The organism is Burkholderia mycopellens, from assembly GCF_964265025.1.
Classification (GTDB): domain Bacteria; phylum Pseudomonadota; class Gammaproteobacteria; order Burkholderiales; family Burkholderiaceae; genus Burkholderia.
On record NZ_OZ183802.1, the window covers coordinates 215551 to 239417 of the forward strand.

Here is a 23867-nt window from a genome sequence, read left to right on the forward strand (position 1 = left end):
ACGACGCGACGGATTTAAACCGTCACCCGGAATTGGTCTGGATTATAGGAAATGAATCGGGTCGGGGAGGGTCAACGATTGTTAAATTTGAATGGCTGACGAATGCCTTTTATTAGAATAAGTCCGCATTCTCGATATAGCCGAATCGGTTAAAGATGACAGCATTAATTTCGAAGGGTAGGGCGGCAGTGCGGATGACGTAACGGATGCTGGTGTCCCGGTCGAGTTCGCCGGGGCCGCATCGTCAAAAGGGGAGTCGAAAAATGTCTCAATACGCGAAACTCAAGGCGCAGATCGCCGATCTGCAGGCTCAGGCGGACGATGTGCGCCGCCAGGAAGTGGCGGCGGTGATTGCGGAAGTCCAGCAAAAAATCGCCGAATATGGGCTGACTGCCCAGGATCTGGGCTTCGCGGAGCGAGCGAAGCGCGGGCGCCCGCCGAAGAAGGCGCCGCTGCCCCCGAAATACCGCGATCCGAAGTCGGGCGCGACCTGGAGCGGGCGAGGCAAGCCGCCGAATTGGATCGTCGGTAAAAACCGCGATCGTTTCGTGATCGAATGACCGAAATCCCAAACAAAAGAGCCGCCTCTCGAGGCGGCTCTTTTGTTTTGCGCGCCGATTTCGGCGCGGATTTGATTACGGAATATTTCCTTGCGGAATTCCGTGTCAGGCGCCGGCGACCCGGCGCAATACCGGTTGACGGGTTCCCGTGCACAGCGATTCGTAAGTGTCGACATAACGCTGCGCCATTGCCTTCGAGCTGAAGCGCGTGTCGAAACGTTTGCGGATGGCGGTGCGCGACAGGCTGTCGATCCGGTGCAGCGCGCCGACCGCGCCTTGAACGTCCTCGACGATGAAGCCCGTGACGCCGTCCTCGATCACTTCCGGCACCGAGCCGCGGTTGAACGCGACGACCGGCGTGCCGCAGGCCATCGCCTCGATCATCACGAGGCCGAACGGCTCCGGCCAGTCGATCGGGAACAGCAGCGCCTTCGCGCCGGACAGGAACGCGGGCTTCTGCGCCTCGTTGATCTCGCCGATGAATTCGACGTGTGCCTGGCCGAGCAGCGGCTCGATCACTTCCTTGAAATAGTCGGCGTCGGCCTTGTCGACCTTCGCGGCGATCTTCAGCGGCAGCCCGCTTTGCGCGGCGATCCGGATCGCGGTGTCGACGCGCTTTTCCGGGCAGATCCGGCCGAGGAACGCGAGGTATTCGGGCTTCACGCCCGGCTGCGGCGTGAGCAGCGTGTCGGGCAGCCCGTGATAGACGGTGCCGGCCCACGCGGCCTGCGGCAGCGGCTTGCGCTGGTTGTTCGAGATCGACACGACCGGCGCGTCCGGGAATGCGTCGAACACGGGCTGCAGTTCCGGCAGATCGAGGCGGCCGTGCAGCGTCGTCACGTACGGCGTGTCGAGGCGCGACATCAGCGGGAACGGCAGGTAGTCGAGGTGGAAGTGCAGCACGTCGAATTCGTGCGCGACCCGGGCGACCTTTTCGAGGAGCCGCATATGGGGCGCCATCGAATCGCGAATCGACGGGTCGAGCCGCAGGGCGCGCGGCCACGCCGCCTCGAGTCGGGCCGACGTGACGGAGTCGCCGCTGGCGAACAGCGTCACGTCGTGGCCGAGTTCGACGAGCGCCTCGGTGAGGTAGGACACGACACGCTCGGTGCCGCCGTAGAGCTTCGGCGGAACGGCTTCGTAAAGCGGCGCGATCTGGGCAATTCGCATGGGTGTTCTCCAGTGTCGATCCAGGGGCGCGGTGGCGCCGGTGCGGATCCCGTGCAAGGTTGCGGAACTCGCCGACGCACGCGGTTGGCGGTACGTGGCCGTGCCCTGGGCGGGGTGCGCGGGGCGCCGGACGGCAAGCTGCGGGGCGGGCCGGCACGGCTCGCGCCGCCGCCCATTGGAGTCCATTATCGATATCGCCCCGAGGGGTTCGAGTGTTTTTTCAAACACTTAAGGCTTGTTACACGATGAAATACGCGAAAACCCCGAGAAAAAGGGCAGGGAAACAGAAATGGAGATAGAAGCAACTATTGTTGCGCCATCGTGAAAAACCACTATAATTTTTACCGATCCGATTGTCGGCAGCCTTGCTGGCAAGCCTTTCGTCACCGCCCGGAGGCCATCGGACACATCGCCGCCGAATCCGCGCCGCCACTCGCTTTCCCGATTGCTCCTTTCAATTCGCTTTGTCGGAAAAATTCCTACACGGTTTACAGACAAATCCTGCATGGCATACGCCACTTCGCTGATACCGGCATAAATGCCGTTTGGCCAAAATTCGCCCTGTAAGACTATAAACGAGCCGACTGTGCGCCAAGAGCGCTCTGATCGAGCAAACGTTTTCATAACACGAATGGCCAAAGCAAAGCTCTTTAACGGGGGAATCATGAGCGCTACCAGCGAAATGCTCAGTGAGATCAAAGAGGTCAACCTGTCGTACCTCCTCCTTGCGCAACGCCTGCTGCGGGAAGACAAGGCGATGGGCATGTTCCGCATGGGAATCTCCCAGGAACTCGCCGACGTGCTCGCCAACCTCACGCTCGCGCAGACTGTGAAACTGGCTGCGTCCAACCAGATGCTGTGCCGCTTCCGCTTCGATGATCACGCGCTGCTGTCGTCGCTCGCCGACAAGGGCCGCAGCGATGTCGTCGCGCACGCCCACTCGGCCATCCTGATGGCCGGGCAGCAGGTCGAAGGCGTCCGCTGATCCATCCCGCCTTGCGTTTGTCCCGGCGTGCCGCGCCGGTGGGCAGCGTATTGGCCATCCATCCGAATAACGTCAAGCGGACGGTTATCACCATGGCAAGCAAAAGCGTCGTGATCGAGGTGAAGGAAATCACTCTCGCCATCGAACTGATCGAGCTGGGCGCCCGGCTGCAGCTGCTGGAAGCGGAGACGAGCCTGTCGCGGGACCGTCTGATCAAGCTGTATAAGGAACTGAAGGGCGTGTCGCCGCCGAAGGGGATGCTGCCGTTCTCGACCGACTGGTTCATGACGTGGCAGCCGAACATCCACTCGTCGCTGTTCTACAACATCTACCGGTTCATGCAGGACCACGGCCGCTGCGAGCCGATCCAGTCGATCGTGAAGGCGTACCGGCTCTATCAGGAGCACGTGAACCTGTCCGGCGACGAGGCCGCGTTGAGCCTCACGCGCGCGTGGACGCTCGTGCGCTTCTTCGATTCGGGGATGCTGCAGATGACCCCGTGCACGCGCTGCGGCGGCCACTTCGTCGCGCATGCGCATGATCCGCATCAAGGTTTCGTCTGCGGCCTCTGCCAGCCGCCGTCGCGCGCAGGCAAGACCCGCAAGGCCGCGGCCGCGCGCGCCGAACTGGCCGCCGCCGCGGCCTGAGCGCCGCCCGGCGGGGCCCAGCGGGGCGCTCAGGCCGTGCCGGGTAGCGCGAATCGTCTGCAAATTGCTGGTAAACACCGTCGGGCTGCCGCCTGGCCGCCCGCGAAAGTTTTCCTGCCGACTGCCGTAAACCTGTTTAACGGCGGTCTCCCCGCCGGTCATTCGTGAGGGACAGGCAGTGCTGATTATCGTGGGAACACTCGTGACGCTGTTGTCCGTCTTCGGCGGTTATGCGCTGGCAGGCGGGCATCTGGGCGCCTTGATCCAGCCCGTCGAGATCCTGATGATCGTGGGTGCGGGCGTCGGCGCGTTCATCCTCGGCAACGGCGGCAAGACCATCAAGGCCACGCTGCGCGTGCTGCCGACGCTCTTCAAGGGCTCGAAATACACGAAGGATGTCTACATGGAGCTGATGGCGCTTCTTTACGTGCTGCTCGCGAAGGCACGCAAGGAAGGCACGCTCACGCTCGAGGCCGACATCGACGATCCGGAAAAGAGCCCGATCTTCACGCAATACCCGAAGATCCTCGCCGATCATCACATCGTCGAATTCCTGACCGACTACCTGCGCCTGATGGTGGGCGGCAACATGAACGCGTTCGAGATCGAAAGCCTGATGGACGAGGAGATCGAGACGCACCACGCGGAAGGCGAAGGCCCCGCGCATGCCCTGATGCGCGTCGGCGACGCGATGCCGGCGTTCGGTATCGTCGCGGCCGTGATGGGCGTCGTGCACACGATGGCATCCGCCGACAAGCCGCCCGCGGTGCTCGGCGCGATGATCGCGCAGGCGCTGGTCGGCACCTTCCTCGGGATCCTGCTGTCGTACGGGCTGATCGGGCCGCTCGCGAGCCTCGCGGAGCAGCGCGTCGCCGAGTCGACCAAGATGTTCCAGTGCATCAAGGTGACGATCCTCGCGACGCTGAACGGCTATGCGCCGGCGATCGCAGTCGAGTTCGGCCGCAAGGTGCTGTTCTCGACCGAGCGCCCGTCGTTCTCCGAGCTCGAAGAGCATGTGCGCCGCGTGAAGGCGAAGTGACGCGGAGCGACCAATGAGCAAGAGCAAGGATCGCGCAATCGTCGTCAAGCGGGTGGCCCCGGCGAAGAAGGGCCACCACGGCGGCGCATGGAAGCTCGCGTACGCGGACTTCATGACCGCGATGATGGCGTTCTTCCTGCTGATGTGGCTGCTGAGCTCGGTCACGCCGGTGCAGCTGAAGGGGATCGCCGAATACTTCAACACGCCGCTGAAGGCCGCGCTGTTCGGCAGCGGCGACCGCAGCTCGCAGGATTCCAGCATCATCAACGGCGGCGGCCGCGATCTGTCGAGCGTCGACGCCGGCACGCTGCGCCGCACCGACGGCACGACGCAGCTCGCCGAACGCCTCGCGAAGATGGGCGACGAGCATTCCCGGTCGCAGGCGCAAGGCGCGCAGGACCGGCTCGAGCAGGCGCGCCTGCACGACCTGCAGATCAAGCTGATGGCCGCGATCGAGGCCAACCCGACGCTGCGCCAGTTCAAGCAGCAGATCCGCATCGATTCCACGCTGATGGGGCTGCGCATCGAGATCGTCGATACGCAGAAGCGGCCGATGTTCGCGATGTCGAGCGACAACGTCGAACCGTACATGCGCGACATCCTGCGCGAGATCGGCAAGACGCTGAATGACGTGCCGAACCGGATCATCGTCCAGGGCCACACCGACGCCGTGCCGTACGCGGGCGGCGAGGGCGGCTACAGCAACTGGGAGCTGTCGGCCGACCGCGCGAACGCGTCGCGCCGCGAGCTGATCTCCGGCGGCATGGACGAGGCGAAGGTGCTGCGCGTGCTCGGCCTCGCGTCGACGCAGAACCTGAACAAGGCCGACCCGCTCGATCCGGAAAACCGCCGGATCAGCGTGATCGTGCTGAACCGCAAATCCGAAGAGGCGCTGATGCGCGACGATGCGACGACCACGACGCTGTCGGCCGATGCGGCCGGCTCGCAGCAGCTCGCGCAGCAGCTGGCCCCGGCGCCGGCGGTGCGCCCGGCGCTCGCGGCGTCCGCCGTCGCCGTGCCGAAACCCTGACGTTTACACGATTCCGAGACAGACATGATCCGAACCATTCTCGCCATCGACGACTCCGCGACCATGCGTGCGCTGCTGCAGGCAACGCTCGTGCAGGCCGGCTACGACGTGACGGTGGCGCCGGACGGCGAGGCCGGCTTCGATCTGGCGGCCACCGTGCCGTACGACCTGGTGCTGACCGACCAGAACATGCCGCGCAAGAGCGGGCTCGAAGTGATCGCCGCGCTGCGCAAGCTGACCGCCTATACGGAAACGCCGATTCTCGTGCTGACGACGGAAGGCAGCGACGCGTTCAAGGACGCCGCACGCGAGGCGGGCGCGACCGGCTGGATCGAAAAGCCGATCGACCCCGCCGTGCTGGTCGACCTGGTCGCGACGCTGTCCGAGCCGGCCGCCTCCTGACATTCACGCGACGCATTCAACCCGGGACCGGGCATGACTCTCGACATCACTCAGTTCTACCAGACATTTTTCGACGAAGCGGACGAGCTGCTCGCGCAGATGGAGCAGTTGCTGCTGAACCTCGACGTCGGCTCGCCCGACCCCGAGGATCTGGCCGCGATCTTCCGCGCCGCGCATTCGATCAAGGGCGGCGCGGCGACGTTCGGCTTTTCCGCGCTGACCGATACGACGCACATCCTCGAATCGCTGCTCGACCGCGCGCGCAACCATGAGCTGACGCTGACCAAGGAAATGGTCGACGCGTTCCTGGAGACGAAGGACGTGCTGTCCGACCAGCTCGTCGACTACCGCGCGAGCGCCGAACCGGACGCGGCCGCCGCCGCGACGATCTGCGCGAAGCTCGAACGGCTGAAGGCCGAGAGCGGCGCGGGTGCGCCGGCTGCCGCCGCGGCTGCGCCCGTGGCGCCGGCCGGTGCCGCCGCCGCACCGGCTGCTCCGGCCGTGGAACCGGCCGCCAGCGACGATCGCGTGCCCGACCACGTGATCGAGCAGGCCCTCGCGGCCGCGCATCCGGCGGCCGCCGCCGATGCGGGCGAAGGCGGTCCGCACCTGAAGATCACGCTCGTGGGCGTCGATGCGAAGGATCGCGAACTGCTCACCGAAGAGCTCGGCAACCTCGGCCGGATCGTGGGCCGCGAGGAAGCCGGCGCCGACCTGACGCTGTGGGTCGAATCGGACGTGCCGTCCGACGACATCGTCGCCGTGTGCTGCTTCGTGATCGACGAAAGCCAGATCCGCGTCGGGCGCGGCACGGCGCCGGCCGCACCGGCTGCCGCACCGGAAGCCGCGGCGCCTGCAGCAGAACCGGCCGCCGCCGCGCAACCGGTGCGCGCCGAGGTATTCGTGCCGCAGGCCGCGGCGCCGCAGCCGGCCGCGCCCGCGCCCGCCGAGCCGGCCGCCGCTGCCGCGCAAGCGCAGCAGCCGGCCCGGCAAGCGCCTGCCGACCACGCGCCGCAGCCCGCCGCGCATCACGACGACAAGCGTGCCCGCCCGGCCGCCGCTGCCGCGTCGGGCGCCGAAGGTAGCTCGATTCGCGTCGGCGTCGAGAAGGTCGATCAGCTGATCAACCTGGTCGGCGAACTCGTGATCACGCAGGCGATGCTCGCGGAAACCGCGAGCGCGTTCGATCCGGCGCTGCACGACCGCCTGTTCAACGGGATGGCGCAGCTCGAGCGCAACGCGCGCGACCTGCAGGAAGCCGTGATGTCGATCCGCATGATGCCGATGGACTACGTGTTCAGCCGTTTCCCGCGTCTCGTGCGCGACCTCGCCGGCAAGCTCGGCAAGCAGGTCGAGCTCGTCACGTTCGGCCAGGCGACCGAACTCGACAAGAGCCTGATCGAACGGATCATCGATCCGCTGACCCACCTCGTGCGCAACAGCCTCGACCACGGGATCGAGACGGTCGACAAGCGCGTGGCCGCCGGCAAGGACGCGGTGGGCCAGCTCGTGCTGTCGGCCGCGCATCACGGCGGCAACATCGTGATCGAGGTGAGCGACGACGGCGCAGGCCTGAACCGCGAGCGAATCCTCGCGAAGGCCGCGAAACAGGGCATGCAGGTGTCCGACAACATCAGCGACGACGAAGTCTGGCAACTGATTTTCGCGCCGGGCTTCTCGACGGCCGAGACGGTGACCGACGTGTCGGGCCGCGGCGTCGGGATGGACGTCGTGAAGCGCAACATCCAGTCGATGGGCGGCCACGTCGAGATCTCGTCGGTGGCCGGCCGCGGCACGACCACGCGGATCGTGCTGCCGCTCACGCTCGCGATCCTCGACGGGATGTCGGTGAAGGTCGGCAACGAGATCTTCATCCTGCCGCTGAACTTCGTGATGGAGTCGCTGCAGCCGTCGAACGACGACATCTACACGGTCGGCAACGGCGAACGCGTGGTGCGCGTGCGCGGCGAATACCTGCCGTTGGTCGCGCTGCACGAGGTGTTCTCGGTCGACGACGCGCGCACCGACCCGACGCAAGGAATCGTCACGATCATGGAAACCGAGGGGCGCCGCTTCGCGATGCTGATCGACGAGCTGGTCGGCCAGCAGCAGGTGGTCGTGAAGAACCTCGAAACCAATTACCGCAAGGTGCACGGCATCTCGGCGGCGACGATTCTCGGCGACGGCAGCGTCGCGTTGATCGTCGACGTCGCGGCGCTGAACCGTGAAACCCGTGCGACGCACGGTGCCCGTGCCGGCGCCGAGCTCGCGATGTTCTGATGTCACTCGCCATTCAACCGATTGGGGGCAAACGTGTCTGCTGAAGTCCAAATGATCAATCCGGCCGCGGCGAACGCGGCAACGAGCCGCCGCGATGCGGAACAAGGCGACGCGACGGGCCAGGAATTCCTCGTGTTCACGCTCGGCGACGAGGAATACGGGATCGACATCCTGAAGGTGCAGGAAATCCGCGGCTACGACAGCGTCACGCGCATCGCGAACGCGCCGGAATTCATCAAGGGCGTGATCAACCTGCGCGGGATCATCGTGCCGATCGTCGACATGCGGATCAAGTTCCATCTCGGCCGCGTCGAGTACGACCACCAGACCGTCGTGATCATCCTGAACGTCGCGCACCGCGTGGTCGGGATGGTGGTCGACGGCGTGTCGGACGTGCTGACGCTGCAGACCGACCAGATCATGCCGGCGCCGGAGTTCGGCGCGACGCTGACGACCGAGTACCTGACGGGCCTCGGCACGGTCGACGGCCGGATGCTGATCCTGATGGACATCGAGAAGCTGATGTCGAGCCGTGAAATGGCGCTGATCGAGACGCTCGGCGGGTAAGCGCGCCGCGCGCGCAGGAATCTAGGGAGAATCTGCAATGTTGCATAACTGGTCGATCCGCACGACGCTCACGGCGGTCGGACTCATCCTGGTGGCGCTGGCCGCGGCCGTCGGCGGGCTCGGCCTGTACGCGCTGAATCACGCGAGCCGCTCGCTCGACGAGATCGCGCACGTCGACCTGCCGGCGATCCATACGCTCGACGACACGTCGTCGTACCTGCTGCGTGCGCGTGTGTCGCTCGACCGCTTCCGGTCGCTGACGGAAGCCGGCAACACGGCCGAGGCGGCCAAGGTGCTCGACCGCGCGCAGGAGCTGTACGCGAAGTCGAGCCAGAACTGGCAGGCGTTCCAGTCGACGCCGAAGCTCGGCGTCGAGCCGGCGCTCGTCGACGACCTGACCACCCGCTACACGACGATCGTGAAGGAAGGCGTCGAGCCCGAGTTCGCGGCCGCGCGCGCGGGCGACATGGCCGCGTACCACGCGGTCGCCGATACCAAGATCAGCCCGATGTTCGTCGCGTACGACCAGGCCGCGTCGGCCGTGGTCGCGTCGCTGCAGAAGCGTGCGGAAGATCGCCAGGCCGCGACGCAATCGCAGATCTCGCTGATGATCGGGCTGATCGCGGCCGGCATCGCGATCGCGTTCGTCGTCGTGATCGCGATCCGCTTCGCGCTGCGCGGGCTGATCGTGCAGCCGCTCGAGGACGCGATCGCGCACTTCGAGCGCATCGCCGGCGGCGACCTCACGCAGCCGGTGAACGTGTTCAGCACGAATGAGATCGGCCGCCTGTTCGGCGGCATCAAGCGGATGCAGGACGCCGTCACGACGATGGTGCAGGCCGTGCATCGCGGCACCGAATCGATCGACGTCGGCGCGCGCGAGATCGCGACCGGCAACATCGACCTGTCGCAGCGTACCGAGGAGCAGGCCGCGTCGCTGCAGGAAACCGCGTCGAGCATGGAGCAGCTGACGGGCACCGTGCGGCAGAACGCGGAGAACGCGCGGCAGGCCAGCCAGCTCGCGGTGAACGCATCGGACATCGCGACGCAGGGCGGCGACGTGGTTGGCCAGGTCGTGTCGACGATGCAGGACATCGCGGCGAGCTCGGGCAAGGTCGTCGACATCATCGGCACGATCGAAGGCATCGCGTTCCAGACCAACATCCTCGCGCTGAACGCGGCGGTCGAAGCCGCCCGCGCGGGCGAACAGGGCCGCGGCTTCGCGGTGGTCGCGGGCGAGGTGCGCTCGCTCGCGCAGCGCAGCGCGAGCGCCGCGAAGGAAATCAAGCAGCTGATCGGCGATTCGAGCGAGAAGGTCGAAAGCGGGTCGGCGCTCGTTGCGCGTGCCGGCTCGACGATGGACGAGATCGTGCAGGCCGTGCGCCGCGTGACCGACATCATGGGCGAGATCAGCGCCGCGTCGGACGAGCAGTCGACCGGCATCGAGCAGGTCAATCGCGCGGTCGGCCAGATGGATTCGGTCACGCAGCAGAACGCGGCGCTCGTCGAGCAGGCGGCCGCCGCGGCCGCGTCGCTCGAGGAGCAGACGCGCCAGATGAAGGCGATCGTGTCGGGCTGGCGCGTGGCGGGCGGCATCGTGCTCGCGCCGTCGCGCGGGGGTGCGCGGCCGGTCGCGCATGAGCCTGCGGCCGTGCCGGCGCTGACGTCGGAGCCGCGTTTCGATGCGGCGCCGGCCGCCGCGCTGCCGGCCCCGCAGGCTGCCGCACAACCGGCTCGGCGCGCCGCGCCGGCACCGCGTGCGGCCGCTGCGGCTGCATCGGGTGCGGGCCATGAACCGAAGCGTGCGGCCGATACGGGCGCTCACGCGCAGAAGGATGCGCCGGCTTCCCGCGGCACGGCCGCGGGCGGCTATGGGCCGCGTCTCGCGAAAACCGCCGCGCCGGCCGACAAGCCGGCCGCGAAGCCCGCGCTCGTGCGCCCCGCGCTGAACGGCGAGAAGCCGGCGGCGGCCACGGCCGGCACGTCCGATGACGATTGGGAGACCTTCTAAACCATGTCGCACGCGCGCGCGCCGTTTCGACCCGATGCACCGGATGCCTCGCCTCGCGCGGGCGAGCCGGGGCGCGACTTCGCGTTCACGAGCGCGGATTTCGCACGCATTCGCGCGCTGATCCATCAACGCGCGGGGATCTCGCTGTCCGAGCACAAGCGCGACATGGCGTACAGCCGTCTCGCGCGCCGCTTGCGGGCACGCGGCCTCGACACGTTCCGCGACTACCTCGACCTGCTCGAGCAGGAAGACGATCCGTTGGAGTGGGAAGCGTTCACCAATGCGCTCACGACAAACCTGACCGCGTTCTTCCGCGAGTCGCACCACTTCCCGATCCTGTCGGAGTTCGTGAAGGGGCGGCCGGCGCCGGTGTCGGTGTGGTGCTCGGCGGCGTCGACCGGCGAGGAGCCGTACTCGATCGCGATCACGCTGATCGAGGCGCTCGGCGAATCGGCGGCGCGCGGCGCGTCGATCCTCGCGACCGACCTCGACACGCAGGTGCTCGCGAAGGCGGAAGCCGGCATCTACACGTACGACCAGGTCAAGCACCTGTCGCCCGAGCGGCTGAAGCGCTTCTTCCTGAAGGGCACGGGAGCGCAGTCCGGCCGCGTGAAGGTGCGTCCCGAGCTGCGCGCGATGATCCGCTTCGAGCAGCTGAACCTGACCGATGCGGATTACGGGATCGCGAAGCCGTTCGACGCGATCTTCTGCCGCAACGTGATGATCTATTTCGACAAGCCGACCCAGGGGCAGGTGCTGTCGCGCTTCGAGCCGCTCGTGAAGCCGGGCGGGCTGCTGTTCGCCGGCCATTCGGAGAATTTCACGTATGTCACGCAGGCGTTCCGGCTGCGTGGGCAGACGGTGTATGAACTGACCCGCGACGCCGCAATCGGCGCGCGGTCGCGTGGTGCGCAGGCGCCTGCGGCGGCGGCGATCCCGTCGCCGGTGCGCGCACGGGCCGCGGGCGCCGCGCCCGCTTTTGGAGAGCGCGGATGAGCGCCCTGCCGATCGCAACCAATCGCTACTTCGACAACCACTTCGGCCGTCCCGGCGTGAAGCTGTTGCCGAACGAGTTCTACACGACGTCCGAGGACATGGTGCTGATGACCGTGCTCGGCTCGTGCGTCGCCGCGTGCCTGCACGACCCGTACGCGGGCATCGGCGGGATGAACCACTTCATGTTGCCCGACGACGGCGCCGATCCGGGCGCGGCCGCGTCGGAATCGATGCGCTACGGTGCGTATGCGATGGAAGTGCTGATCAACGAGATGATCAAGGCCGGCGGGCGCCGCGAACGCTTCGAGGCGAAGGTGTTCGGGGGCGCCGCCGTGCTGGCCGGGATGACGACGATCAACATCGGCGACCGCAACGCGGATTTCGTGCGCCGCTACCTGGCGCTCGAACGCATCCGCATCACGGCGGAAGACCTGCAGGGGGTGCACCCGCGCAAGGTCGCGTTCATGGCGAACAGCGGGCGCGCGATGGTGAAGAAGCTGCGGCTGCAGGTGCCGGGCGTCACCGAGCGCGAAGCCGCGCTCGCCCGCGAGGCCGATCGCGCCCGCGCCGCACGGCCGCGTCCGCAAGTCGAGCTGTTCTCGGCGAAGCGTCCGGCCCCGCCGCAGCCGGCGCGGCCGCGCATCGAGCTGTTCGGTGCGCGCAGCGCGGCGCCGGCCGGCGGCGTGCGGGCGGCGAACCTATCAAGAAAGCAGGAGGCATGACCGCAGTGCAGAAGATCAAAGTGTTGTGCGTCGACGATTCGGCGCTGATCCGCAGCCTGATGACCGAGATCATCAACAGCCAGCCCGACATGACGGTGGTCGCGACCGCGCCCGATCCGCTCGTCGCGCGCGAGCTCATCAAGCAGCACAACCCCGACGTGCTCACGCTCGACGTCGAAATGCCGCGCATGGACGGGCTCGACTTCCTCGAGAAGCTGATGCGCCTGCGGCCGATGCCGGTCGTGATGGTGTCGTCGCTGACCGAGCGCGGCTCGGAAATCACGCTGCGCGCGCTCGAACTCGGCGCGGTCGATTTCGTCACGAAGCCGCGCGTCGGGATTCGCGACGGGATGCTCGACTATGCGGAAAAGCTCGCCGACAAGATCCGCGCGGCGTCGCGTGCGCGCGTGCGCCAGGCGCCGCAGCCACAGGCCGTCGCGCGCGCGGCGGACAGCCACCCGGCCGCGCCGATGATCAACAACCCGCTCGTCAGTACCGAGAAGCTGATCATCATCGGCGCGTCGACGGGCGGCACCGAGGCGATCCGCGAAGTGCTGACGCCGCTGCCGCCGGATGCGCCGGCCGTGCTGATCGCGCAGCACATGCCGCCCGGCTTCACGAAGTCGTTCGCGCAGCGGCTGAACGGCCTGTGCCGGATCGCGGTGAAGGAAGCGGAGCACGGCGAGCGCGTGCTGCCGGGCCATGCGTATATCGCGCCGGGCCACGCGCACCTGTTGCTTGCGAGAAGCGGGGCGAACTATATTGCGCAACTGTCGGACGAGCCGCCGGTGAACCGGCACCGCCCGTCGGTCGACGTGCTGTTTCGCTCGGCGGCGACGCACGCGGGCAAGAACGCGATCGGGGTGATCCTGACCGGGATGGGCCGCGACGGCGCGGCCGGCCTGCTGGAAATGAAACGCGCGGGCGCCCACACGTTCGCGCAGGATGAAGCAAGCTGCATCGTGTTCGGGATGCCGCGCGAGGCGATCGCGCTCGGCGGCGCGGACGAGATCGTGTCGCTCGCCGAGATGAGCCGCCGCGTGATGGCGCGCCTGGCGACGATGGGCGACCGTGTGCAGCGCGTTTGAATGGAATGCCACGGGGCGCGTGCCACGATACGCGTCCTGACGGAAACGAATCTGGAAAGGAACGACGATGGACAAGAGCATGAAAATCCTGGTGGTGGACGATTTCCCGACGATGCGCCGGATCGTCCGCAACCTGCTCAAGGAACTGGGCTACTCGAACGTCGACGAGGCCGAGGACGGCGCGGCCGGCCTTGCGCGGCTGCGCGGCGGCGGTTTCGACTTCGTGATCTCCGACTGGAACATGCCGAACCTCGACGGCCTCGCGATGCTGAAGGAAATCCGCGCGGACGCGACGCTCACGCACCTGCCGGTGCTGATGGTCACGGCCGAGTCGAAGAAGGAGAACATCATCGCGGCCGCGCAGGCCGGCGCGAGCGGCTACGTCGTGAAACCGTTCACGGCGGCAACGCTCGACGAGAAGCTGAACAAGATCATCGACAAGATGGCGAAGGCCGGGAGCTGACGTGAACGAGCCGATCCATGCCGCGCTGACGGGTGCGGGGTTCAGCGCCGACGGCCACGCCGAAGGCGCCGATTTCGCAAGCGACCGCATCCTCGCGCGTATCGGCCATGTCACGCGCACGCTGCGCGATTCGATGCGTGAGCTCGGGCTCGACAAGCACGTCGAGCGGGCGGCGGAAGCCGTACCCGATGCGCGCGACCGGCTGCGCTATGTCGCGACGATGACCGAGCAGGCCGCCGTGCGCGTGCTGAACGCGATCGAGGTCGCGAAGCCGATGCAGGCGCGCATCCAGAACGAGGCCGAGGCGCTCGACGCGCGCTGGGCGCAGTGGTACGCGGCACCAATCGAGCACGCGGAAGTGCGCGCGCTGATGGACGATACGCGCACGTTCCTGCGCACGCTGCCCGAATCGACGTCGGCGACCAGCGCGCAACTGCTCGAGATCATGCTCGCGCAGGATTTTCAGGACCTGACCGGGCAGGTGATCAAGAAGATCATGGACATGGTCTACCTGATCGAGCAGCAGCTCCTCACCGTGCTCGTCGAGAACATCGCGCCTGAGCGGCGCGAGCAGTTCGCGGCTACCGCGGCTGCGTTCGCGGCCGAGCAGATGAGTTCGACCGGGAGCCCCGAGTCGCTGCTGAACGGCCCGCAGATCGCGCCGGAAGGCAAGACCGACGTGGTCCAGGACCAGGGGCAGGTCGACGACCTGCTCGCCAGCCTGGGCTTCTGAGCCTGCCGCATGCATCGGCGCGCCGCGTGTCGCGGCGGCGCACGATGCATGCGTCCCATGTTCCCCGCACCCCATTCCCGCGCGCGTCTCACCCGTGAGGCCGAGGGTCGTCCTGCGTCAAATTGACACTTCGACACACGCAGCAGGCATACTACGCGTCAGTAGCAACGTAGCGTCATTCGTACGATTTCATATGTTTGCTGGTGGCGCGGGCCCGATGGCCGCACCACCGGCAACGAAGCCAGTCCCTTGGGGGGGAACGTGAAGCTGAAACGCTTGGGCTGGGCTGTCGCGCACGCGACGGCTGCAATGGGTGTGCTGTGGAGCGTCCACGCATACGCGGAACTGGGCGGCGCGCCGATGTCGCCGCCGGCGGACGATCAGGCCGCAACCGTGCGCGCGTTGCAGCGCGCAATGCGTTCGGCAGACGGCGTGCAGACGAGCACGGCCGCCTATACCGTCCGCGAGATCACGCTCGGATCGGGCACCGTCATCCACGAATACACGTCGGCCGCCGGCAGCGTGTTCGGCCTCGCGTGGCAAGGGCCGACGATGCCGGATCTCGCTTCGCTGCTCGGCAGCTATTTCCCGCAGTACACCGCAGGCGTCCAGGCGGCACACAAGGCGCGCGGCTGGCGCGCGCCCGTGTCCGTCGACACGAGCGGCCTCGTGATCCGGACAGGCGGCCACATGGGCGCCTTCTCGGGCCAAGCGTGGCTGCCGGCGGCGCTGCCTGCCGGCCTGACCGGCACCGACATCCAGTGACAGCGGGAGAGCGATCTTGAGCATTCCTCGTACATTCAAGCGCTGGCTCGGCGTGCTGGGCCTCGCGGCGGCGACGGCCGTCCTCGTGACGGCATGCGGCGGCGGCGACGGTGGCGGCAGCAGTTCGGGCAATAACGGCAACAATGGCAACAACGGTAACGGCGGCTCGGACGGCAATTCCGGGAACACGGCCGTCATCACCGTCAACGCCGGCGTCGCGAACGTGATCAACATCCCGACCATCAGCCTGAAGGTCTGTGCGCCGGGCACGTCGAACTGCCAGGTGGTCAACAACGTGCTCGTCGATACCGCGTCCTACGGGCTGCGGCTCGTCGGCAGCGCCGTGTCGGGCGTGCTCGGCAGCCTTCCGCAGGTGACGAGCGGCGGCGCGCCGGTTGCCGAGTGCGGCAAGTTCGTGTCGAGCTATACGTGGGGTTCGGTGCGCACGGTCGACCTGTCGATCGGCTCCGAGCAGGCGAGCTCGCTGCCCGTGCAGATCATCGGCGACCTCGGCACGACGAACGTGCCGAGCTCGTGCACGAACGGCGGCGCGTCGGCCAACACGGCGAGCGCGCTCGGCGCGAACGGGATCCTCGGCATCGGGCCGGCGCCGGTCGACTGCGGGACGACCTGCGCGACGTCCACGTCGACGAACAACAACTACTACGCATGCCCGAACGGCGACAACGCGAACTGCACGATTGCGCTCGTGCCGGTGGCGCAGCAGGTGGCCAACCCCGTGCATCATTTCGCCGACAGCAGCGGGGTGAGCGTGAGCATGCCGACCATCTCGAGCAACGGACAGGCGAGCGCAACCGGGACGCTGACGTTCGGCCTGCCCGACCTGACCGGGAAGACCGTGATGACGTCGACCACGACGGGCGACGTCAACGCGGCGTTCCTCGGGCGCAACGTGACGGCGTTCTTCGATACGGGTTCGAATGCGTACTTCTTCAACGATTCGTCGCAGACGGTCTGTTCGAAGAACACGCAGTTCTACTGCCCGACGGCGTCGGCCACCTATTCGGCGACGCTGACGGGCCAGAACGGCGTGAGCGGCACGGTATCGATGCCCGTCGTGAACGCGGATTCGCTGTTCTCGAACCCGTCGACGTTCGCGTTCAACGACATCGCGGGGCCGTTCGGTTCGTCCAGCTGGCTCGATATCGGCATGCCGCATTTCTACGGCAAGACGATCTACTTCGGGATGGACAAGACCGCGAGCGGCGGCGCGGCGCCTTTCGTCGCGTTCTGACGCGGCACGGCGGGACGCAGGAACAAGGGGGCGAGCGATCGCCCCCTTTTTTTGTCCGGACGCGGTGCGTGGTGCGACGGGGCCGACTGGCGCGCCGCATACGCGCCCGGCGGCGGAGCCGGCGCGCCTGCGCAGCCGGCTATTGGCACGCAGGCGAGCGACAGCCACGGCACGAGCGGATGGCGGAGCATGGTGCGGTTCGACCGGAATCGGGAATCGGGAATGGCGAAGGGTAGCGCGCTTTGCACACCTGCGTCATGCCGGCCCGTTAATCGAATACGGCACACTTTCGCCGATTATCGATCGCACCCGGATTTCATTCTGATGTAATCAAATGCCGGATTATCCCGGGCTGCAGTTTCTGTCAGGTCTTCAAGATTATTGAAATGACGCGGCATGCAAGCCGATGGTGTCGCATTCCGCTGTTGCGGCCGCTCCCGCGCCGTTCGGGCGGCGTTCGAGCGGCAATACGGCCGGGCGCACGCACTACCCGGTATGTGAAAACAGATGGAGTCCGTCGAAATTCAAACATATAATGCCGGCGTTGTTTCCGGGGTCGTCTATATAAAACAGGAGGGTAATAAGATGAATTTTTCAGAAGCCGTTCGTTCCGCACTCAATAAATACGCAACATTCGAAGGCCGTGCGCGCCGTGCCGAATACTGGTATTTCGCGCTGCTGACCTGCGCGCTGTCGATCGCCGCGCAGATCATCGGCGCGGCGGGCCGCGACGCGGGCCTGATCACGCTGCTGCTGCTCGTCGTGATCGGCCTGGCTTCGCTGGCGCTGATCATCCCGAGCATCGCGGTCAGCGTGCGCCGGCTGCACGATACGGGCCGCTCGGGCTGGTTTCTGCTGCTCGCGCTGATTCCGATCGTCGGCGGCATCCTGCTGCTCGTGTGGATGTGCTCGCGCGGCACCGAAGGTCCGAACCGCTTCGGCGAGGATCCGGTCGCGGCAGCCTGACCGACGCCCGCTCCGACGCGCGATGCCGTCGCGTCGGGGCAGGGTTTCGCGTCGCACCCGCCAGGCCGTTTCACCGCTTCTCCCTTTCCGCGCTTCTTCCTCGCTTCACGCCGTCGCCGCTGGGTCCGGAGCCGACACCCCGCGAACGCACTGATCGGCGCGTTTTTCCGCCGCGCCGCACACCGTTCCGTCCCCCTTCCAGGCCCGTTCGCGCCGGCTCGCCCGATTCCCCGAAATACCCCCCTTTCCCGGCTTTGCTCGACCGATCGGCGTTTGACGCCTCCATGAATAATCGGTGTCACTGGAAAGCGGCATTCCGCCGTACCCGACTGGAGGCCACGTGGCAGACGAGAGCGATCTCGACAAGACCGAAGCCGCCACTCCCAGGCGCCGCGAGAAGGCGCGCGAGGAGGGGCAGGTCGCGCGTTCGCGCGAGCTGGCTTCGTTCGCGCTGCTCGCGGCCGGGTTCTATGGCGCCTGGCTGCTCGCGGGCCCGTCGGGCGGGCATCTGCAGGCGATGCTGCGCGGCGCGTTCACGTTCGATCGCGCGACCGCGTTCGACACGAACCGGATGCTGTCGGCGGCCGGCAGCGCGAGCCTCGAAGGGTTCGCCGCGCTGCTGCCGATCCTCGCGCTCACCGGCGTCGCCGCGCTGCTCGCGCCGATGGCGCTCGGCGGCTGGCTGATCTCGTCGAAGACCTTCGAGCTGAAGTTCGACCGCCTCAACCCGATCTCCGGCCTCGGCCGGATCTTCTCGATCCAGGGGCCGATCCAGCTCGGGATGTCGCTCGCGAAGACGCTGGTCGTCGGCGGGATCGGCGGCATCGCGATCTGGCGCAGCAAGGACGAACTGCTCGGCCTCGCGACGCAGCCGCTCGGCGCGGCGCTGCCCGATGCGCTGCACCTGGTCGCCGTGTGCTGCGGCACGACGGTCGCCGGGATGCTGGTGGTCGCCGCACTCGATGTGCCTTACCAAATCTGGCAGTACAACAAGAAGTTGCGCATGACGAAGGAAGAAGTGAAGCGCGAGCATCGCGAGAACGAAGGCGATCCGCACGTGAAGGGGCGCATCCGCCAGCAGCAGCGCGCGATCGCGCGCCGCCGGATGATGGCGGCCGTGCCGAAGGCCGACGTGGTCGTGACGAACCCGACGCACTTCGCCGTCGCGCTGCAATACACGGACGGCGAGATGCGCGCGCCGAAGGTCGTCGCGAAGGGGGTGAACCTCGTCGCCGCGCGCATCCGCGAACTCGCGGCCGAGCACAACGTGCCGCTGCTCGAAGCGCCGCCGCTCGCGCGTGCGCTGTATCACAACGTCGAACTGGAACGCGAGATTCCCGGCTCGTTGTACTCGGCCGTCGCCGAAGTGCTCGCGTGGGTCTACCAGCTCAAGCGCTTCCGCTCGGAAGGCGGCGCGTTCCCGGCGGCGCCGGTCGATCTGGTGGTGCCGGCCGACCTCGACAAGGGCGCGTCGGTGCCCGCCGAAGACGAGCGCGAAGAAGCCGAAGACACGCTCGGCAAGGCAGGTGCGGCATGAGCACCCCGACCGGCCTGTTCGCGAAGCGCCCGAACCCGTTCGCGGGCACCAACCTGCGCGCGCTCGCGGGCCCGATCCTCATCTGCATGATCCTGGGGATGATGATCCTGCCGCTGCCCCCGCTGCTGCTGGATCTGCTGTTCACGTTCAACATCGCGCTGTCGGTGATGGTGCTGCTCGTCAGCATGTACACGATGAAGCCGCTCGACTTCGCGGCGTTCCCGAGCGTGCTGCTGTTCTCGACGCTGCTGCGCCTGTCGCTGAACGTCGCGTCGACGCGCGTCGTGCTGCTCGAAGGCCACACGGGCCCGGACGCGGCCGGCCAGGTGATCGAGGCATTCGGCCACTTCCTCGTCGGCGGCAACTTCGCGGTCGGTATCGTCGTGTTCGTGATCCTGATGATCATCAACTTCATGGTGATCACGAAGGGCGCGGGGCGGATCGCCGAAGTGTCCGCGCGCTTCACGCTCGATGCGATGCCCGGCAAGCAGATGGCGATCGACGCCGACCTGAACGCGGGCCTCATCAACGAAGAGCAGGCCCGCAAGCGCCGCCTGGCCGTGTCGCAGGAAGCCGAGTTCTACGGGTCGATGGACGGCGCGTCGAAGTTCGTGCGCGGCGACGCGATCGCCGGCCTGATCATCATGGCGATCAACGTGATCGGCGGGCTGATCGTCGGGATGGTCCAGCACGACATGACGTTCGCCGCGGCCGGCACGAACTACACGCTGCTGACGATCGGCGACGGCCTCGTCGCGCAGATCCCGTCGCTCGTGATCTCGACCGCGGCGGGCGTGATCGTGTCGCGCGTCGCGACCGACGAGGACATCGGCACGCAGATCACCGGCCAGCTGTTCACGAACCCGCGCGTGCTGAACATCACCGGCGCGATCATCGGGCTGATGGGGCTGATCCCCGGCATGCCGCACTTCGCGTTCCTCGCGCTCGGCGGCGGCGCGATCTGGCTGGCCCGCACGCAGACCAAGCGCGCGGCGGCCCGCAAGGCGGCCGGCGACCTGACCGACATCGCGCCGCCCGCGGTGCTGCCGGCGGACAGCCACGAGGCGACCTGGGACGACGTGCAGCTGATCGACCCGCTCGGGCTGGAAGTCGGTTACCGGCTGATCCCGCTCGTCGACAAGAACAGCGACGGCGAACTGCTCAAGCGCATCAAGAGCATCCGCAAGAAATTCGCGCAGGAAATCGGCTTCCTGCCGCCGGTGATCCATATCCGCGACAACCTCGAGCTGCGGCCGAACGCGTACCGGATCGCGCTGAAGGGTGTCGAGATCGGTGTCGGCGAAGTGTTCCCGGGCCAGTGGCTCGCGATCAACCCCGGCCAGGTGACGGCCGCGCTGCCGGGCGCCGTCACGCAGGATCCCGCGTTCGGGCTGCCGGCCGTGTGGATCGACGTCGCGATGCGCGAACAGGCGCAGGTGTACGGCTACACGGTGGTCGACGCGAGCACGGTCGTCGCGACGCACCTGAATCATCTGGTCGTCCAGCACGCGGCCGAGCTGCTCGGCCGCCAGGAAGTGCAGTCGCTCGTCGAGCGCACCGGCAAGGACGCGCCGTCGCTCGTCGAGGACCTCATCCCGAAGACGATCTCGCTGACGACCCTGCAGAAGGTGCTGCAGAACCTGCTCGAGGAAGGCGTGCCGATCCGCGACATGCGCACGATCCTCGAGGCCGTGTCCGAACACGCGGGCCGCGGCGACGCGTTCGAGATCACGGCCGCCGTGCGGCTGGCGCTCGGCCGCGCGATCACGCAGCAGTGGTATCCGGGCGCAGGCGAGATGCAGGTGATGGGCCTCGACTCGAATCTCGAGCGCGTGCTGTCGCAGGCGCTCGCCACCGGCGCGAACCCGGGTCTCGAACCCGGCCTCGCGCACAACCTTCTGACCGGCACGCAACAGGCGATGCTGCGTCAACAGAATCTCGGGCTGCCGCCCGTGCTGCTGGTGCAGCACGCGCTGCGCGCGATGCTCGCGCGTTTCCTGCGCCGCAGCCTGCCGCAATTGAAAGTGCTGTCGTACGCCGAAGTGCCGGACACACGCACGATCAAAGTCGTTAACGTCATCGGGGGTTCCGCTTGAACATTCGCAAATTCACCGGCGCAACGAGCCGCGACGCACTTCGTCTCGTGCGCGAGGCGCTCGGCGCCGACGCGGTCGTGCTGTCGAACCGCACGCTCGATGACGGCAGCGTGGAAATCGTTGCGCTTGCTGATTCGGACCTGGCCGCCGTGACGCCGCCGGCTGCGGCGCGCCCGCGCATCGCCGCGCCGCGCGTGCCGGAATCCGTGCCGGCCGCCGCGGTGCCGGGCATCGTGTCGCGCCCGGGCGCGGCGCTGGCCCGCCCGACGGTCAATCCGTATGCGGCAGGTGAAGGCGGGCTGCCGGACGTGTTCTCGTCGGTGTTCGGCGCAAGCGCCGAGGCAGACGACTCGGCGGCGCAACCGTCGGCGATCGATGACGACGCGCTGGCTGCGGCAGCGCCGCCTGCCGCGGCCCCGGCCGCCGCCTCCGAACCCGCACCGTGGCTCGTCGAGCACGCGAAGCGCCTGACGCAGCAGCGTGACGCGCTGATGGCGCGTGCGCAGGCGGCGCCCGCCGCGCCGCAGGCGAGCGCGCCTGCCCCGCGGGCCGCCGCGAGCGCGACGCCGCCCGACTGGGCGCGCGACATCGTGCGCGACGCCGAACGCCGGATGCCGGCCGCCGCCCGCGCGCCCGACACGAACGCGAACGCGGCCTATGCTGCGAAGACGGCCGAGCGCACGCGCCTGTCCGACGACACCGCGGCCGCGGTGGCCGACGCAGTGAAGTCGCGCATCGAGCGGATCGTCAACGATACGGTGATGCAGGAGCTCGGCGAACTGCGCGGGATGATGGAAGAGCAGTTCGACAGCCTGTTGTGGCACGACCGCCAGCGTCGCAGCGCCGTGCATGGTGCGCTGACGAAGCACCTGTTCGCGGCCGGTTTCTCCGCGCAGCTCGTGCGGATGCTGGTCGACAACATGCCGGCCGGCGACGGCGCGCAGACCTTCGAACAGGCCGCCGCATGGGCGCAGTCGGTGCTCGCGTCGAACCTGCCGGTGCTCGAAAGCGAGGATGCGCTGATGGAGCGCGGCGGCGTGTTCGCGCTGATGGGGCCGACGGGCGTCGGCAAGACGACCACCACCGCGAAGCTGGCCGCACGCTGCGTGATGCGCTTCGGCGCGAGCAAGGTCGCGCTGCTGACCACCGACAGCTACCGGATCGGCGGCCACGAGCAGCTGCGCATCTTCGGCAAGATCCTCGGCGTGCCGGTGCACGCGGTGAAGGATGCGGGCGACCTCGCGCTCGCGCTGTCCGAGCTGCGCAACAAGCACATCGTGCTGATCGACACGATCGGCATGAGCCAGCGCGACCGCGCGGTATCCGACCAGATCGCGATGCTGCACGGGGCGAACGCGCCGGTGCAGCGCCTGCTGCTGCTCAACGCGACGAGCCACGGCGACACGCTCAACGAAGTCGTGCAGGCGTACCGCAGCGCGGGCGAGCATCCGGACCTGGCCGGCTGCATCCTCACGAAGCTCGACGAGGCGACCCACCTCGGCGGCGTGCTCGACACGGTGATCCGCTACAAGCTGCCGATCCATTACGTGTCGACCGGCCAGAAGGTGCCGGAGAACCTGTACGTCGCGTCGACCAAATTCCTGCTGAAGAGCGCGTTCTGTGTACCGCGCGACGGCTCGCCCTTCGTGCCGCAAGACGAGGACATGCCGACGCTGCTCTCCGCACTGACCGCACGTTCCACCGCCGAGCTGCACGAGGTGCGATTTGGATAAACGAAACATCGACCAGGCCGAAGGCCTGCGGCGCCTGCTGGCCGGGCGCGCGTCGCGCATCGTCGCGGTGACGGGCGGGCCGGCGGGTGTCGGCTGCACGTCCACCGTCGTGAACCTGGCGGCGGCGCTCGCGTCGCTCGGCAAGGATGTGCTCGTCGTCGACGAGCGTGCCGACGTGCATTCGGCCAGCGCGACGCTGGCGGGCGCGTGGCTGCGCGACGGCGAACGCACGCGGGTCGCGGCCGGCTTCGGCCTGTGCGGCGCGGCGCGGCTCGCACGCACCGGCTACACCGATGCGCAACTGAGCGATTTCATCGACGGGCCGGCCGACATCGTCCTCGTCGACGCGCAGCTCGGCGCCGACGGTTCGTTCTCGACGCTCGCACGTGAAGCGCACGACGTGCTGGTCGTCACGCGGGTCGCCGCGCAGGCGATCACCGAGGCGTACGCGTGCATGAAGCGGCTGCATTTCGCGCATGCGCTCGCGCAGTTCCGCGTGCTGACCAATCACGTCGGCAGCCACGCGGACGCGAAGGTCGCGTTCGACAACCTCGCGGGCGTCGCGAGCCGCTACCTGACGGTGTCGATCGCCGACGCGGGCTGCGTGAGCGCCGATCCGCTCGTCGAGCACGCACGCGAGCTGATGCGTGTCGTGGTCGACGCGTTCCCGTCGTCGGCTGCCGCGCGCGACTACCGGCAGATTGCCGCCGACCTGCTGTACTGGCCGATGCGCCCGCATTCGGGAGCGGGCCGCGCCGTGCACGCGGGCGGCAAGCCGTCGTATGAGGCGGGCGCGGCACACGCCGCGTGAGGGCCACCGGA

Annotated in this window: 23 protein-coding genes; 21 read left to right on the plus strand and 2 right to left on the minus strand. The window is 67.6% G+C overall.

Translation table 11 applies throughout. The annotated features are described in order from the left end of the window. Nucleotides 1–263 precede the first annotated feature (263 nt). Nucleotides 264–560, plus strand: a complete 297-nt coding sequence (locus ACPTTC_RS00980) for an H-NS histone family protein (protein ID WP_011350588.1) — start codon at nucleotides 264–266, stop codon at nucleotides 558–560. A 105-nt stretch (nucleotides 561–665) separates the two neighbouring features. Here the strand turns inward: ACPTTC_RS00980 and ACPTTC_RS00985 are convergent, their stop codons facing one another. Together ACPTTC_RS00985 and ACPTTC_RS00990 are read right to left on the minus strand one after the other, a co-directional pair. Beyond that, the gene (locus tag ACPTTC_RS00985) at nucleotides 666–1730 is read right to left on the minus strand and encodes a glycosyltransferase family 4 protein (protein ID WP_423391317.1); all 1065 of its coding nucleotides are present in this window, start codon (nucleotides 1728–1730) and stop codon (nucleotides 666–668) included. Between the two features lie 228 nt (nucleotides 1731–1958). Further along, nucleotides 1959–2396, minus strand: a complete 438-nt coding sequence (locus tag ACPTTC_RS00990) for a hypothetical protein (RefSeq protein WP_226199540.1) — start codon at nucleotides 2394–2396, stop codon at nucleotides 1959–1961. On the opposite strand from ACPTTC_RS00990, the gene flhD reads away from it, so the two are divergent. The 20 genes from flhD (at nucleotide 2395) to ACPTTC_RS01090 (ending at nucleotide 23856) form a co-directional block, all read left to right on the plus strand. Beyond that, nucleotides 2395–2715 carry a flagellar transcriptional regulator FlhD gene (gene flhD, locus ACPTTC_RS00995; RefSeq protein WP_011350590.1) on the plus strand — a complete coding sequence of 107 codons (321 nt, stop codon included), beginning with the start codon at nucleotides 2395–2397 and terminating at the stop codon, nucleotides 2713–2715. The genes ACPTTC_RS00990 and flhD overlap by 2 nt on opposite strands. Before the next feature lie 92 nt (nucleotides 2716–2807). Next, complete coding sequence (gene flhC / locus ACPTTC_RS01000) at nucleotides 2808–3362, plus strand: flagellar transcriptional regulator FlhC (protein WP_011350591.1); 555 nt, start codon at nucleotides 2808–2810, stop codon at nucleotides 3360–3362. 178 nt (nucleotides 3363–3540) lie between these two features. After that, nucleotides 3541–4401, plus strand: a complete 861-nt coding sequence (motA, locus tag ACPTTC_RS01005; RefSeq protein ID WP_011350592.1) for a flagellar motor stator protein MotA — start codon at nucleotides 3541–3543, stop codon at nucleotides 4399–4401. 13 nt (nucleotides 4402–4414) lie between these two features. After that, a complete protein-coding gene (motB, locus tag ACPTTC_RS01010; protein ID WP_226199364.1) occupies nucleotides 4415–5431 on the plus strand; it encodes a flagellar motor protein MotB in 1017 nt (338 codons plus the stop codon). 24 nt (nucleotides 5432–5455) lie between these two features. Next, the gene (locus tag ACPTTC_RS01015) at nucleotides 5456–5833 is read left to right on the plus strand and encodes a response regulator (protein ID WP_175958274.1); all 378 of its coding nucleotides are present in this window, start codon (nucleotides 5456–5458) and stop codon (nucleotides 5831–5833) included. Between the two features lie 33 nt (nucleotides 5834–5866). Continuing rightward, complete coding sequence (cheA, locus tag ACPTTC_RS01020; RefSeq protein ID WP_423391318.1) at nucleotides 5867–8113, plus strand: chemotaxis protein CheA; 2247 nt, start codon at nucleotides 5867–5869, stop codon at nucleotides 8111–8113. Between the two features lie 51 nt (nucleotides 8114–8164). Further along, entirely contained in the window at nucleotides 8165–8680 is a 516-nt protein-coding gene (gene cheW, locus ACPTTC_RS01025; protein WP_043185043.1) for a chemotaxis protein CheW, read from the plus strand. 37 nt (nucleotides 8681–8717) lie between these two features. Beyond that, on the plus strand, nucleotides 8718–10691 hold the full coding sequence (locus tag ACPTTC_RS01030; RefSeq protein WP_423391319.1) for a methyl-accepting chemotaxis protein: 1974 nt from the start codon (nucleotides 8718–8720) through the stop codon (nucleotides 10689–10691). A 3-nt stretch (nucleotides 10692–10694) separates the two neighbouring features. Then, complete coding sequence (locus ACPTTC_RS01035; protein ID WP_423391320.1) at nucleotides 10695–11687, plus strand: CheR family methyltransferase; 993 nt, start codon at nucleotides 10695–10697, stop codon at nucleotides 11685–11687. Beyond that, nucleotides 11684–12409 carry a chemoreceptor glutamine deamidase CheD gene (gene cheD / locus ACPTTC_RS01040; RefSeq protein ID WP_226199372.1) on the plus strand — a complete coding sequence of 242 codons (726 nt, stop codon included), beginning with the start codon at nucleotides 11684–11686 and terminating at the stop codon, nucleotides 12407–12409. The genes ACPTTC_RS01035 and cheD overlap by 4 nt, the downstream gene beginning before the upstream one ends. Further along, on the plus strand, nucleotides 12406–13497 hold the full coding sequence (locus ACPTTC_RS01045; RefSeq protein ID WP_226199377.1) for a protein-glutamate methylesterase/protein-glutamine glutaminase: 1092 nt from the start codon (nucleotides 12406–12408) through the stop codon (nucleotides 13495–13497). The genes cheD and ACPTTC_RS01045 overlap by 4 nt, the downstream gene beginning before the upstream one ends. A 67-nt stretch (nucleotides 13498–13564) precedes the next feature. Further along, entirely contained in the window at nucleotides 13565–13960 is a 396-nt protein-coding gene (gene cheY / locus ACPTTC_RS01050) for a chemotaxis response regulator CheY (RefSeq protein ID WP_011350601.1), read from the plus strand. A gap of 1 nt (nucleotide 13961) precedes the next feature. After that, nucleotides 13962–14693, plus strand: a complete 732-nt coding sequence (cheZ, locus tag ACPTTC_RS01055) for a protein phosphatase CheZ (protein WP_226199379.1) — start codon at nucleotides 13962–13964, stop codon at nucleotides 14691–14693. A 261-nt stretch (nucleotides 14694–14954) separates the two neighbouring features. Further along, nucleotides 14955–15458, plus strand: a complete 504-nt coding sequence (locus tag ACPTTC_RS01060; protein ID WP_175958267.1) for a DUF2844 domain-containing protein — start codon at nucleotides 14955–14957, stop codon at nucleotides 15456–15458. 16 nt (nucleotides 15459–15474) lie between these two features. After that, on the plus strand, nucleotides 15475–16713 hold the full coding sequence (locus tag ACPTTC_RS01065) for a DUF3443 family protein (RefSeq protein ID WP_423391321.1): 1239 nt from the start codon (nucleotides 15475–15477) through the stop codon (nucleotides 16711–16713). Between the two features lie 585 nt (nucleotides 16714–17298). Continuing rightward, nucleotides 17299–17679 (plus strand): DUF805 domain-containing protein, encoded by a 381-nt coding sequence (locus ACPTTC_RS01070; RefSeq protein ID WP_226199385.1) that lies wholly within the window; start codon nucleotides 17299–17301, stop codon nucleotides 17677–17679. A 340-nt stretch (nucleotides 17680–18019) separates the two neighbouring features. Then, a complete protein-coding gene (gene flhB / locus ACPTTC_RS01075; protein ID WP_423391322.1) occupies nucleotides 18020–19216 on the plus strand; it encodes a flagellar biosynthesis protein FlhB in 1197 nt (398 codons plus the stop codon). Continuing rightward, a complete protein-coding gene (gene flhA / locus ACPTTC_RS01080; RefSeq protein WP_423391323.1) occupies nucleotides 19213–21312 on the plus strand; it encodes a flagellar biosynthesis protein FlhA in 2100 nt (699 codons plus the stop codon). Before flhB ends, flhA begins: the two co-directional genes overlap by 4 nt. Beyond that, on the plus strand, nucleotides 21309–23045 hold the full coding sequence (flhF, locus tag ACPTTC_RS01085; RefSeq protein WP_423391324.1) for a flagellar biosynthesis protein FlhF: 1737 nt from the start codon (nucleotides 21309–21311) through the stop codon (nucleotides 23043–23045). The genes flhA and flhF overlap by 4 nt, the downstream gene beginning before the upstream one ends. Continuing rightward, nucleotides 23038–23856 (plus strand): MinD/ParA family protein, encoded by an 819-nt coding sequence (locus tag ACPTTC_RS01090; RefSeq protein WP_423391325.1) that lies wholly within the window; start codon nucleotides 23038–23040, stop codon nucleotides 23854–23856. Before flhF ends, ACPTTC_RS01090 begins: the two co-directional genes overlap by 8 nt. Nucleotides 23857–23867: the final 11 nt, after the last annotated feature.

Coding starts and splice junctions, on each gene's coding strand:
- cheD (WP_226199372.1), top strand. CDS start 11,684: ATGAGCGCCCTGCCGATCGCAACCAATCGCTACTTCGACAACCACTTC.
- ACPTTC_RS00980 (WP_011350588.1), top strand. CDS start 264: ATGTCTCAATACGCGAAACTCAAGGCGCAGATCGCCGATCTGCAGGCT.
- flhD (WP_011350590.1), top strand. CDS start 2,395: ATGAGCGCTACCAGCGAAATGCTCAGTGAGATCAAAGAGGTCAACCTG.
- flhA (WP_423391323.1), top strand. CDS start 19,213: ATGAGCACCCCGACCGGCCTGTTCGCGAAGCGCCCGAACCCGTTCGCG.
- ACPTTC_RS01030 (WP_423391319.1), top strand. CDS start 8,718: ATGTTGCATAACTGGTCGATCCGCACGACGCTCACGGCGGTCGGACTC.
- motB (WP_226199364.1), top strand. CDS start 4,415: ATGAGCAAGAGCAAGGATCGCGCAATCGTCGTCAAGCGGGTGGCCCCG.
- cheW (WP_043185043.1), top strand. CDS start 8,165: ATGATCAATCCGGCCGCGGCGAACGCGGCAACGAGCCGCCGCGATGCG.
- ACPTTC_RS00985 (WP_423391317.1), bottom strand. CDS start 1,730: ATGCGAATTGCCCAGATCGCGCCGCTTTACGAAGCCGTTCCGCCGAAG.
- ACPTTC_RS01045 (WP_226199377.1), top strand. CDS start 12,406: ATGACCGCAGTGCAGAAGATCAAAGTGTTGTGCGTCGACGATTCGGCG.
- ACPTTC_RS01070 (WP_226199385.1), top strand. CDS start 17,299: ATGAATTTTTCAGAAGCCGTTCGTTCCGCACTCAATAAATACGCAACA.
- ACPTTC_RS00990 (WP_226199540.1), bottom strand. CDS start 2,396: ATGATTCCCCCGTTAAAGAGCTTTGCTTTGGCCATTCGTGTTATGAAA.
- ACPTTC_RS01015 (WP_175958274.1), top strand. CDS start 5,456: ATGATCCGAACCATTCTCGCCATCGACGACTCCGCGACCATGCGTGCG.
- cheY (WP_011350601.1), top strand. CDS start 13,565: ATGGACAAGAGCATGAAAATCCTGGTGGTGGACGATTTCCCGACGATG.
- cheA (WP_423391318.1), top strand. CDS start 5,867: ATGACTCTCGACATCACTCAGTTCTACCAGACATTTTTCGACGAAGCG.
- ACPTTC_RS01035 (WP_423391320.1), top strand. CDS start 10,695: ATGTCGCACGCGCGCGCGCCGTTTCGACCCGATGCACCGGATGCCTCG.
- flhC (WP_011350591.1), top strand. CDS start 2,808: ATGGCAAGCAAAAGCGTCGTGATCGAGGTGAAGGAAATCACTCTCGCC.